Here is a 12643-nt window from a genome sequence, read left to right as displayed (position 1 = left end):
TAGGGGCGTATTGTAAGGGATTTGCCTATTTTTTTCCATGACCGGGCCGTCTGAAAATGTGCGATTTGGGTTTTCAGACAGCCTCGGTTTTGAATTTTTCCAACCAAAGCCGCCAGTCATTGTCTATCGGCGCTTGTACGGTCATCCGGCTGCCGTCTTCTATGCTTTGAAAACTGAGGCTCCGCGCGTGCAACATCAGGCGTTGCGTGCCGATATGTTCGGCAACGGCATGGTTTTGGCGCAAATCGCCGTAGTTGGTGTCGCCGACGATGGGGTGGAAAATGTGTTTCATATGGCGGCGGAGTTGATGTTTGCGTCCGGTGTGCGGCGTGAGTTCGGCCCACGAATAACGCGAGGTCGGATAACGCAGGGCGGACTGGAACGGCAGCTCGGTTTGTGCCAGACAGCGGTAGGCAGTTTGCGCTTCCTGCAATGTGGCTTCGGTCTGCGCTTCGGCGATTTTGTCGGGCATATATTTGAGGGCGTAATCAATCAGGCCGTCTGAAGGCAGATGACCGCGAACAATCGCCCAATAAGTTTTTTCGATGGTTTTGTTTTCAAACTGCTGCGTCAATAACCGTGCGGCTTCCGTATCGAGGGCAAACAGCAAGACACCGGAAGTCGGGCGGTCGAGGCGGTGGACGGGATAAACGTGCTGCCCGATTTGATCGCGCAGGGTCTGCACGGCAAAACGGGTTTCGTATTTGTCTAACCAGTTTCGGTGTACCAGCATTCCGGCAGGTTTGTTGACGGCAATGGTGCGGCTGTCGCGGTGGATAATATCGAGCATGACGGAGCAGTTGAATAAAAGCAGATATTGTAACGGGCTTTTGAAAATGTGGCAGGTACACTCGCCGCCGAAACCCAACTTTCAGACGGCCCGCCCCTTTCGGGTTACAATACTGCACATAAAAACACGAAGGAAAAGCCGTGAGCCTGCTCAAAAAACTGCCCAAACCCATGCTGCCCGACGAAACCCGCCGCGATATTCAGGCGCGTGAGTCGTATCATGTATTGAAGATTATTTCCGAATTTGTCGAAGCCGGCGAAGAATTGCGCGCCATTCAGCCAGCCGTCAGCATTTACGGCAGCGCGCGTACGCCTGAAGATCATCCCGACTACGAGTTCACATTACGCTTGGCACGCAAACTGTCGGATGCCGGATTTTCCGTCATCTCCGGCGGCGGGCCGGGCATTATGGAAGCGGCCAACAAAGGCGCGTTTGCAGGCGCAAGTCCGGCGGTGGGGCTGAATATCGTGTTGCCGCACGAACAAAAAGCCAATCCGTATCAGGATTTGTCGATTAAATTCCAACACTTCTTCCCGCGTAAAGTCATGTTCGTCAAACATGCCGTGGCGTATGTCGTCATGCCCGGCGGTTTCGGCACGTTGGACGAATTGTTTGAAAGCCTGACCTTGGTGCAAACCGGCAAAACGCCCGACCGCCCGATTATTTTAGTGGGCAAAGCATTTTGGGCAGGACTGTTGGACTGGATACGCGAGCAGTTGCTGGGCAGAAACCTGATTTTGGAAGAGGATTTAAATTTGATCCGAGTCATCGACGACGAAGACGAAATCATCGAAGAAATCTTCGCCCATTACGAAAACCGCTTGGAAGACTTGTCCGAACACCAAAATGCTTGGTCGCTGGGGCTGTAAAAAACTAAGGTTTCAACTAAAAAAGGGCGGTTATCCACCTGCCCTTTGCTTCATTAACAAAGGCCGTCTGAAAATGTTTTCAGACGGCCCTTTATCTTCTTTCAAAGCGTTTAATTATTTTCCCACTCGACATGCTCACTCAAGAAGCCGCCGCTTTGGTGTGCCCAAAGTTTGGCGTACAGGCCTTGTTTCTCGAGCAACTCGGTGTGGCTGCCTTCTTCGATGATGCGGCCTTTGTCCAAGACGATGAGGCGGTCCATCGCGGCGATGGTGGAGAGGCGGTGGGCGATGGCAATCACGGTTTTGCCTTCCATCATTTTATCGAGGCTTTCTTGGATGGCGGCTTCGACTTCGGAGTCAAGCGCGCTGGTGGCTTCGTCAAGTAACAGAATCGGCGCGTCTTTGAGCATAACGCGGGCGATGGCGATACGTTGGCGTTGGCCGCCGGAAAGTTTCACGCCGCGTTCGCCAACGTGTGCGTCATAGCCGCGTCGGCCTTTGGCATCGCTTAAGTTTGGAATAAAACCGGCTGCCTCGGCTCGTTCGGCGGCGGAAATCATCTCGGCTTCGGTTGCATCGGGACGGCCGTAGATAATGTTGTCGCGGACGGAGCGGTGCAGCAGAGAGGTATCTTGCGTCACCAAACCGATTTGGGCGCGCAGGCTTTCTTGGGTAACGCTGTCCACGGTTTGGCCGTCGATCGAAATCGTGCCGCTTTGCGGTTCGTAAAAGCGCAAGAGCAGGTTGACGATGGTGGATTTGCCTGCGCCGCTGCGGCCGATCAAGCCGACTTTTTCGCCGGGTTTGATGTTCAGATTAAAGCCGTTGAGGAGCGGTTTGCCTGCTTCGTAGGAGAAATCGACGTGATCAAACTTGATTTCGCCTCGGGTGACTTTCAGCGGCAGGGCGTGCGGTTTGTCGAGGATGGTGTGGGGTTTGGACAGGGTCGCCATGCCGTCGTTGACAGTACCGATGTTTTCAAACAATCGGGCAGACTCCCACATGATGTATTGCGACAAACCGTTCACACGCAATGCCATGGCCGTGGCGGTGGCTACCGCGCCTACGCCGACTTGACCGTGATACCAAAGCCAAATGCCCAAGGCGGTCGTACCGACGGTCAGCGAGCTGTTGACGATAAAGCTGCAAGTGTGCAGCAGCGTAGCCAAACGCATTTGGGCATGGACGGTCACCATAAACTCTTCCATCGACTGCTTGGCATAGGCGGCTTCGCGTGCGCCGTGGGAGAAAAGTTTGACGGTGGCGATATTGGAGTAGGCGTCGGTAATGCGGCCGGTCATCAACGAGCGCGCATCGGCCTGACGCGCGGCGGTTTTGCCGAGTTTGGGAATCAGGAAGCGCATAATCATGGCGAATCCAATCATCCAGCAGATAAACGGCAAAATAAGCCAAACATCAAATGAGGACAGAATCACGCCGGAAGTGATGAAGTACACCAGCACATACACAACCATATCGGCGACGGTCATCACGACATCGCGCAGCGCCAGCGCGGTCTGCATCACTTTGGCGGACACGCGTCCTGCAAATTCGTCCTGATAAAAGCCCAGGCTTTGACCCAGCATCAGGCGGTGGAAATTCCAGCGCAGGCGCATGGGGAACACGCCTTGCAGGGTTTGCAGGCGTACATTGGAAGCAAAAAAGGTCCAAACGGCAAAAAATGCCACCATGGCCATCATGCCGATTAATGCATGGCCTTTTTCAACAAAAAGCGTTTGTGGCGTATAAGTGCCGAGCCAGTCGACCACCTTGCCCATAAATTGGAACATCAAGGCTTCCATGATGCCGACGCCGACCGTAAACACGGCCAACACGGCAATCCATTTGCGCACGCCTTCAATGTTGCTCCAAATAAACCGCCACAACCCTTTTTCTGGCGTTTTCGGAGCAGCTTCTGGATAAGGGTCGATGCGGGACTCGAACCATGAGAATATTTTTTTAATCATTGTTTTTGCAAATGTGATAAGACGGTCAGGCCGTCTGAAAAGAGGTGTTCAAATACATTCAAGACTGTATTTTACGGGAAAAATCCAACTGATGACAGCGGATACCGTCAGTCCGACCAAACCAATCTATCGGCTTGACCATCTAAAAATTCCTTTTCTTTACATAAAACAAAGGCCGTCTGAAACTCTTCAGACGGCCTTTGCTGGATTTAGGTTAACCCTAAAAATTACTCTTTACGTTGGCGGCCCAAATCGGCAGCGGCAGTAAACAAAACGTCGGTGGAAGAGTTCAACGCAGTTTCTGCAGAGTCTTGAATCACGCCGATGATGAAGCCGACGGCAACCACCTGCATGGCCACATCGTTATCGATACCGAACAGGCTGCACGCCAAAGGAATCAGCAGCAACGAGCCGCCGGCCACACCGGATGCACCGCACGCGCTGACAGTTGCCACCAGGCTCAGCAGCAGGGCAGTGGCGAAGTCAACTGTAATGCCTTGCGTGTGCGCCGCAGCCATCGCCAAAACGGTAATGGTGATTGCCGCACCGGCCATATTGATGGTTGCACCCAATGGAATGGAGATAGAGTAAGTGTCTTCGTGCAGACCCAGTTTTTTCGCCAATGCCATGTTCACAGGGATGTTGGCGGCGGAAGAACGGGTAAAGAAGGCATACACGCCGCTTTCGCGCAGGCAGGTAAACACCAGCGGGAAAGGGTTGCGGCGGATTTGCGTCCACACAATAATCGGATTGACCACCAAAGCGATAAACAGCATACAGCCGAGCAATACGCCCAACAGCTGCATATAACCGGCAAGCGCTTCAAAACCGGTTTCCGCAATGGTAGAAGACACCAAGCCGAAAATACCCAGCGGCGCAAAACGGATAATCCATTTCACAACCGTCGAAACGGTATCTGCCAAGTCGGCCGCCACTTGGCGGGTCGTATCCGAACCGTGATGGCGCAAAGCCGCGCCCAATACCAAGGCCCAAGCCAAAATGCCGATATAGTTGGCATTGGCCAGCGCGTTAATCGGGTTGGCCACCAAATTCATCAGCAGCGTTTTCAGCACTTCGACAATGCCGGAAGGCGGCGCAACAGATACATCGCCGGCCGCACGCAAAATCAGCGTGGTCGGGAATGCCATACTGGCAATAACTGCCACCACAGCAGCGGCAAACGTACCGAAAATATACAAAATCAAAATCGGTTTGATGTGGGCCTGATTGCCTTTTTGGTGTTGCGCAATAGCGGCAGTCACCAAAACAAATACCAAAATCGGCGCGATAGCCTTAAGCGCACCGACAAACAGGCTGCCCAGCAGTCCTGCGCTGATACCGACTTGCGGCGAAACTGCACCCACAAGAATACCTAAAACCAAGCCGATGGCGATTTGCACCACCAGGCTGACGCGATTGAGCGCGTTCAAAATCGGATTGCCACTTGCCATATCCGTTCCTTCACAATTTAAAGATATGTTAAAAAATTCTTACATTCTAAAATAAAAAATCATTTGTCGGCGAGATTTTCATGCACACCTCACAAAAACAGCATTAAAGTTTAGCATTTATGACACAGTTGACACTTTATGCCAAAAATACGGTCAAACCTGCTCGAACCCTACTTTAAAGTATGCCCATACCGTTGCCTTATCCCTCTGTATCTTGATTTCAGACGGCCTGAAATCTGCGTTATAAGGCCGAATACAAAGGTAGCTTCATCAGTCAAAAACACAAAACATAACTATTACAATCAGATAGAAAAAACCAAAATCCTCCCTTATGTCGCATTTTGCAACGTTATCGCGCTAAATTTCCGTTTATAACCATAGCCTGAAACCTTGCAGAAATAATGTTAAAATCCCCAAACTGAAGAATTGTCGCTGTCGAACACACATCATGACCAAACTGACCTACCCTGTTTTATTTGCATCATTGGCGCTCGCCTACGGACACGCGTTGGCAGTAGATACTTCCGTTCCCAAAGCGGAAGACTACGAAGCTGTTCCCGAATCCGAAATGCCCAAGCAGCCCAAAGACGACCAAACAGGCAAACTCAAGCCCAAATTCCCCGTCAAAATCGACACCCAAGACAGCGAAGTCAAAGAAATGCTTGAAGAATACCTGCCGCTGATTACCCAGCAGCAGGAAGAAGAGCTGGACAAAGAACAGGTCGGCTTCCTCGCCGAAGAGGCACCCGACAACGTCAAAACCATGCTCCGGACCAAAGGCTACTTCAACAGCAACGTCAATATTCAAGACCACGGCGAGAGCTATACCGTCAACGTCACCCCTGGCCCGCGCACCAAAGTCGACAACGTCAGCGTGGCCATCCTCGGCGACGTATTGAATGACGACAACTTGGCCGAGTACTACCAAAATGCGATGGAAAACTGGCAGCAGCCCGTTGGCGAAAACTTCGACCAAGACGGCTGGAGTGCGAGTAAAACCTCCGTCCTCAGCGCGGTCACACGCAAAAAATATCCGTTGGCGAAACTCACCACCACCCAAGCCACCATCAATCCCAATACCCAAAAAGCCGACTTGAACGTCATCGTGGAGAGCAACCGCCCCATTTACTTTGGCGATTTCCAAATCACCGGCACACGCCGCTACCCTGAGAGCGTGGTTTCCGGCATGGCGCGTTTCCAACCCGGTTCGCCTTACGACTTAGACAAAATCCTCGACCTGCAACAGGCGCTCGAGCAAAACGGCCACTACTCCGGCGCGTCCGTACAGGCCGACTTCGACCAACTGCAAGGCAACCGCGTTCCCGTCAAAATCAACGTGACCGAAGTCAAACGCCACAAACTGGAAACCGGTATCCGCTACGACTCCGAATACGGAATCGGCGGCCGCATCGCCTACGACTATTACAACCTCTTTAACAAAGGTTACATCGGTTCCATCGTTTGGGACATGGACAAATACGAAACCACGCTGGCCGCCGGTATCAGCCAACCGCGCAACAACCGCGGCAACTACTGGACAAGCAACGTTTCCTACAACCGCTCGACCACGCAAAACCTTGAAAAACGCGCCCTGACCAGCGGTATTTGGTATGTTCGCGACCGCAACAATATTGATGCCCGCTTCGGCCTCGAATTTATTACTGAAGACCGCAAAGTCCCCGACACCAGCTACGATTTGGGCCGAAGCCATGCCACCATGCTGACCGCCTCATGGAAACGGCAAAGCATCGAAACCGAGCTGCACCCACAAAACGGCTACTACCTCGACGGCAAAATCGGCACGACCTTGGGCAAATTCCTTTCCTCCACCCAAATGGCACGCGCTACGGCACGGGCAGGCTATTTCTTCACGCCTGAAAATAAAAAACTCGGTACGTTCATCGTACGCGGACAAGCAGGCTACGTTTATGCCCGCGAAGGCGAAGAAGTGCCGTCCAGCCTGATGTTCCGTACCGGCGGCGCAACTTCCGTACGCGGTTACGAACTCGACAGTATCGGCTTGGCAGGCCCCAACGGCTCCGTCCTGCCGCAACGCGCCTTGGTGGTCGGCAGCCTCGAATATCAATTCCCGGTTACCAAAAGCTTCTCCGGCGCCATCTTCCACGATGTCGGCGATGCGGCAAGCAACTTCAAACACATGACTTTAAAACACGGTACCGGCTTGGGCGTGCGCTGGTTCAGCCCGGTTGCGCCGTTCTCCTTCGATATTGCCTACGGCCATCACGACAAGAAAATCCGCTGGCACATCAGCTTGGGCACAAGGTTTTAACAAACATACTCACCATCCATTCTTTCAGACGGCCTCAGCCATTTCAGGCCGTCTGAACAACAGACAAACAGAAAAATATCATGACCGATACTGCAAACACTTCCACGCCGTCTGAACAACAGCCCGCCCCGCCAAAGCGCAAAAAACGCCTGTTGCGCGGCTTTGTCCTGTCCGCCTTGGGCGTATTGACCGTTTCCACCGGCGCAATCGGCTGGCTGGTCGGTACGGAATCGGGTTTGCGTTTCGGTTTGTACAAAATCCCGTCATGGTTCGGCGTCAAAATCTCGTCGGATACGCTGAAAGGCACGCTGATTGAAGGTTTTGAAGGCGACAAATGGTTGATTGAAACAGAAGGTGCGGATGTCAAAATCAGCAGCTTCCACTTTGATTGGAAACCGTCCGAGCTGACCCGTCCGTCCTTGCACATCACCGAAATCGTGGCCGGCGACATCGCCATCGTGACCAAACGTACGCCGCCTAAAGAAGAAGAGCCATCAAAAGGCCTGCCCGACAGCATAGACCTGCCCGTTACCGCCTATCTCGACCGTTTGGAAACCGGCAAAATCAGCGTGGGCAAGCGTTTTGACAAGCAGACCGTCTATCTCGACCATCTGCACGCGGCCTATCATTACGACAAAAAAGAACACCGCCTCCACATCAAAACCGCCGATACGCCATGGAGCAGCTCGACAGGCGCGGTAGTGCTTGGTTTGAACAAACCCTTCGTCCTCAATACCGCTATTTACACAAAAGGCCAGCTTGAGGGCGAAACCCTACATGGTACGGTGCGCCTGTGGGGCAGCCTACAAGACGTATCCACCGACTTGCTGCTCGATAGCGACAACGTTCATTTATCGGCAAAATCCACCATTCACCCATTCGCCGACAGCCTCAATGAAACCGTCGGCGAAATCCTGATTAAAGGTTCCAACATCAATCCGCAGGCCTTCCTGCCCAGCCTGCCCAAAGCGCGCCTGAATTTCGATGCCACCACCATTCCGTCGTTTACCAACGGCGTTGCGTTGGAAGGCTCGATTGACTTGGAAAACGACCAAGCCGGTTTTGCCGATGAAAATCATATCCCCGTCAAACGCATCCTCGGCGAATTCATCGTCGACGATAAAGGCACGGTCATGATTGAAGACATCGGCGTCGACCTGCTCAAAGACGGCAGCATCGACGTATCCGGCTCTATCGACACCGCCCAAGACCAGCTCAAACTCGCACTGGGCATCAACAATACCGGCGCAGACGACTTTGTCCGTCAAAACATCGCAGGCCGTCTGAACGGCAGTATCAACGTCAAAGGCGAAACCTCCTCCCCTGTCGTTAACTGGAATCTCGACAGCGGATTTGCGCGTACAGACGGCATGCTGTTTTTCCAAACCGACAAACAGCTCGGCCAGCGCACGCTCAAGCTCGACAAAGTCCGCCTGGTTCCGCAAAACGGCGGCGAACTCAACGCCAAAGGCTCGCTCGAACTCTTCAAAGACCGTAAACTGCAACTGGACATCGTCAGCAAAGCCTTCAACCCTGCGCGCATCGATCCGCAGCTCCCGCAAGGCAGCGTCAACGGCAACATCAACTTGACCGGCATACTGGCACAAGAAAAATTTGCCGGCAAAATGCAGTTCGCACCGAGTACGCTCAACGGCGTTCCGCTCAGCGGCAAAGCCGACGTCGCCTATGAAAACAAACACCTCTCGCGCGCCCTGACCGATCTGACCCTCGGCAGCAACATCGTCAAAACCAACGGCAGCTTCGGTAAAAAAGGTGACCGCCTCAACCTCAACATTACCGCCCCCGATTTGTCGCGTTTCGGCTTCGGCTTGGGCGGCCTGCTCAACGCGCGCGGCTACATCTCCGGCAGTTTTTCAGACGGCCTCAAAACCCTTGAAGCCGATTTGAACGGCGAAGCACGCAACTTCAAAGTCGCCGATGCCGTCAACATCCGCACCCTTGACTTCAAGCTTAAAGGTTCACCAGATACCAACCGTCCGTTGAGTGCCGATATTAAAGGTGAACACATCGCCGTCTCCAGCGGCGCGGCCCTGATCGACAACGTCAACCTGCTCATCAGCGGCACAGGCTCGCGCCACCACATCCGCGGCAACAGCAGCATGGCGGTGGACAACAAACGCTACAAGCTCGACCTCGATGCCACCGGCGGTCTCAACAAAGACCAAACCCAATGGAAAGGCACGGTTGACACGCTCGACATCAACGGTGCGTTCAACCTCAAACTGCAAAACCGCCTCAACCTCGAAGCCGGCAGCGAACGCGTTTCCCTCAGCAGCGCGCGCTGGGCGGCTATGGGCGGCAGCCTCAACCTGCAAAATTTCGTTTGGGACAAGAAAGCCGGCATTACCAGTAAAGGCAGCGCACAAAATCTGCACATTACCGAATTGCACAACTTCTACACTCCTCCTATCGAACACAACCTCGTCTTGGGCGGCGACTGGGATTTGGCGTACAGTCAAAACGCGCGCGGCTTCCTCAACATCAACCGTCAAAGCGGCGACATCATTCTGCCGAGCAAAGACCCGAAAAACAAACAGCCTTTGGGACTTTCTGCGCTCGCCCTGCGCACCCGTTTCCAAAACGGCCGAATCGACAGCACGCTGGAAGGCAACACCCGCTTCGGCAAAGTTAACGGCACGCTCGGCATCGCCCAGCAGTTCGGCAACAACATCAACAACGCCCCTGTCAGCGGCAAAGTCAATATCAGCGTTCCCGATTTGGGCTTGCTCAAATCCTTTATGCCGGCGACAGCCCAAGGCATTGCAGGCCGTCTGAACGCGACCGCCACCATCGGCGGCCGACTCGGTTCGCCTACTATCAACAGCAACCTCGACCTCCAAACCAATTACGGCCGTGCCGACGGTACCGTCAACATCGGTCAAGGCACCAGCTTCGATACCGCCCCTCTGAGCGGCAAACTCAATCTGAACGTTGCCAACCTCGAAGTCTTCCGCAACTTCCTGCCCGTCGGCCAAACCCTCAAAGGCCGTCTGAACGCCGCCGTCAACTTGGCAGGCCGTCTGAACGATCCGCAACTGAGTGGCCTGATTAACGGCGACAACCTCTATTACCGCCATCAAACCCAAGGCCTGATTCTCGACAACGGCGTATTGCGTTCACGCCTGCAGGGTCAAAAATGGGTGATAGACAGCCTCAAATTCCACCGCGGCGGCACGATTGAGCTCAAAGGCGCGGTTAACCTTGCCAACGCCAACCCCGATGTCGACGTGGACATCGTCTTCGACAAATACCGCACCCTCTCGCGTCCAAACCGCCAACTGCAGCTCTCCGGCGCGGCCAAAGTCCTCTACAATCCGGAAAAAGGCGTATCGCTCAACGGCACGCTCAACACCGACTACGGCAGGTTTGGTTCGCAAAAATCCTCCATGCCGACCCTCGATGACGACGTGGTCGTACTGGGCGAAACCCCAAAAGAAGCAACGGCCACCACGCCCATCAACATGAACCTTACCCTGAACATCAACGACAATGTCCGTTTTGTCGGCTACGGCGCAGACGTTACCATCGGCGGCAAACTGGCCATCACGTCCCGTCCGGGCGAAGCCGTACAAGGCGTCGGTACCGTTCGCGTTGTCAAAGGCCGCTACAAAGCCTACGGCCAAGACCTCGACATCACCAAAGGATCGGTTTCCTTCGTCGGCCCGCTGACCAATCCAAACCTCAACATCCGTGCCGAACGCCGTCTCTCCCCGGTCGGTGCAGGTGTCGAAGTCCTCGGCAGCCTCAGCAATCCACGCGTGACCTTGGTTGCCAAGGAAGCCATGAGTGAAAAAGACAAACTCTCCTGGCTCATCCTCAACCGTGCCAGCAGCGGTAGCGACGGCGACAACGCCACGCTCTCTGCGGCCGCCAGCGCACTGCTTGCCGGCCAAGTCAACGACCGCATCGGCCTTGTCGATGATTTGGGCTTTACCAGCAAACGCAGCCGCAACGCCCAAACTGGCGAGCTCAACCCTGCCGAACAAGTCCTGACCGTCGGCAAACAGCTCACCAACAACCTCTACGCAGGTTACGAATACGGCATCTCCAGCGCCGAACAATCCGTCAAACTCGTGTACCAACTGACCCGCGCCATCCAAGCCGTTGCCCGCATTGGCACACGCTCCTCAGGCGGCGAGTTGAAATACACCATCCGCTTTGACAACTGGTTCGGCAAAGACGAACCCGAGCCGGAAGAACAACACTAAAAGCCGTGAAAAAGGCCGTCTGAAATTCATCTTTCAGACGGTCTTTATCTTGTTCTACCGTATCAAAATCCGCAGCCATGCCTCAAAAAACAAAGGCCAACGGCGCAAGTTTAAAAATAAATGCAGCTAAAAAAGTAAACGGCAAACCATGGCTTATTCAAGGTTAGCGATAAATCAAACAGATACAAAAAGGCCGTCTGAAACTGACAGGGGCAGGTTTCAGACGGCCTTTTTTTAATCATCGAAACATCTTATGCATGGCATTGCTGATTAATTCGAGCTGTTTCTTATATTCGCGGCAATGGGGGCAGAGCGACAGGTGCACGGCAAGGGCAATGCGGTTAAAAAGACCGAGGTGCACTTGGTCTTGCTGTTTGGAAATCAGATCGGTTATTTTGCGGCATTTTTTCATGGCGTTTTCCTGTCAGGCATGGGAGAACCATTTGATTTGCAGGCACTGGCGCAAGGTTTCGCGCGCGCGGTGCATGATGGTGTGGTAGTTGGCATGGCTGATGCCGCATTGTTCGCGAATTTCATCGCTTGAAAAGCCGAGAATTTCTTTCATGGTAAACACACGGGCGGTGTTTTCCGGCAGATGGTAGAGGCAGGCCTGCAAAACTTGGTAGAACTCTTTATTGTTTAAACTGGCTTCGGGCGAGTCCCAACCCTGAGGCTGTCCTTCATCCGTCCAATGCCCGTCGGAGGCAAAATGTCCTTCAAAGGCTTCATCCAAAGCTTCTTCGTCGCGCGTGACGAAAACTTGGCGTTGCCGCCCGATTTGGCGCAGGCAATCGGTAATTTTGTTTTTTAAGATTACAAACAGCCAGCTGCTCACTTGGGCGCCGCCTTTAAAACTCTCGGCTGCGCGGTAGGCGGAAAGCATGGTTTCCTGTACAAGGTCTTCCGCCAAATCGGGGCGGTCGGGCAGCTGGATATGGGCAAAGCGCAGCAGCAGTTTGCGGGATTTGGCAAGCTCGGCATCAGTCAGTTCGGGTAGGGCCATAATGTATCAGTATGAAATGAATAATCAATATGCTTCTGATTTTA

At 53.6% G+C, this 12643-nt stretch carries 8 protein-coding genes; 3 read left to right on the top strand and 5 right to left on the bottom strand.

What is annotated here, in order from left to right:
• Window positions 1-73: 73 nt before the first annotated feature.
• Window positions 74-790, bottom strand: coding sequence for a tRNA pseudouridine(65) synthase TruC (gene truC / locus KCG55_RS04565; protein ID WP_254323508.1), 717 nt, complete (start codon window positions 788-790; stop codon window positions 74-76).
• A 140-nt stretch (window positions 791-930) separates the two neighbouring features.
• Here truC and KCG55_RS04560 point away from each other — a divergent pair, with 140 nt between their 5' ends.
• The gene (locus KCG55_RS04560) at window positions 931-1659 is read left to right on the top strand and encodes a TIGR00730 family Rossman fold protein (protein WP_070590039.1); all 729 of its coding nucleotides are present in this window, start codon (window positions 931-933) and stop codon (window positions 1657-1659) included.
• A 110-nt stretch (window positions 1660-1769) separates the two neighbouring features.
• On the opposite strand, the gene KCG55_RS04555 is transcribed toward KCG55_RS04560, so the two are convergent.
• Together KCG55_RS04555 and sstT are read right to left on the bottom strand one after the other, a co-directional pair.
• On the bottom strand, window positions 1770-3626 hold the full coding sequence (locus KCG55_RS04555) for an ABC transporter ATP-binding protein (protein ID WP_254323507.1): 1857 nt from the start codon (window positions 3624-3626) through the stop codon (window positions 1770-1772).
• A gap of 227 nt (window positions 3627-3853) precedes the next feature.
• Complete coding sequence (sstT, locus tag KCG55_RS04550; protein ID WP_254323506.1) at window positions 3854-5077, bottom strand: serine/threonine transporter SstT; 1224 nt, start codon at window positions 5075-5077, stop codon at window positions 3854-3856.
• Window positions 5078-5525: 448 nt separating this feature from the next.
• Between sstT and KCG55_RS04545 the strand changes: the two genes are divergently transcribed.
• A complete protein-coding gene (locus tag KCG55_RS04545; RefSeq protein WP_254323505.1) occupies window positions 5526-7367 on the top strand; it encodes an autotransporter assembly complex protein TamA in 1842 nt (613 codons plus the stop codon).
• Between the two features lie 80 nt (window positions 7368-7447).
• Window positions 7448-11596, top strand: coding sequence for a translocation/assembly module TamB domain-containing protein (locus KCG55_RS04540; RefSeq protein WP_254323504.1), 4149 nt, complete (start codon window positions 7448-7450; stop codon window positions 11594-11596).
• Window positions 11597-11834: 238 nt separating this feature from the next.
• Here KCG55_RS04540 and KCG55_RS04535 read toward each other — a convergent pair whose 3' ends face one another.
• Both KCG55_RS04535 and KCG55_RS04530 read right to left on the bottom strand, forming a co-directional pair.
• Window positions 11835-12008 carry a zf-HC2 domain-containing protein gene (locus KCG55_RS04535; RefSeq protein WP_254323503.1) on the bottom strand — a complete coding sequence of 58 codons (174 nt, stop codon included), beginning with the start codon at window positions 12006-12008 and terminating at the stop codon, window positions 11835-11837.
• Window positions 12009-12020: 12 nt separating this feature from the next.
• The gene (locus KCG55_RS04530; protein ID WP_254323502.1) at window positions 12021-12599 is read right to left on the bottom strand and encodes a sigma-70 family RNA polymerase sigma factor; all 579 of its coding nucleotides are present in this window, start codon (window positions 12597-12599) and stop codon (window positions 12021-12023) included.
• Window positions 12600-12643: the final 44 nt, after the last annotated feature.

It is taken from the genome of Neisseria subflava (assembly GCF_024205745.1).
Lineage (GTDB): Bacteria > Pseudomonadota > Gammaproteobacteria > Burkholderiales > Neisseriaceae > Neisseria > Neisseria flavescens_B.
The sequence above is the reverse complement of the archived record's forward strand: the minus strand, read 5'-3'. Positions and strand labels throughout refer to the sequence as shown.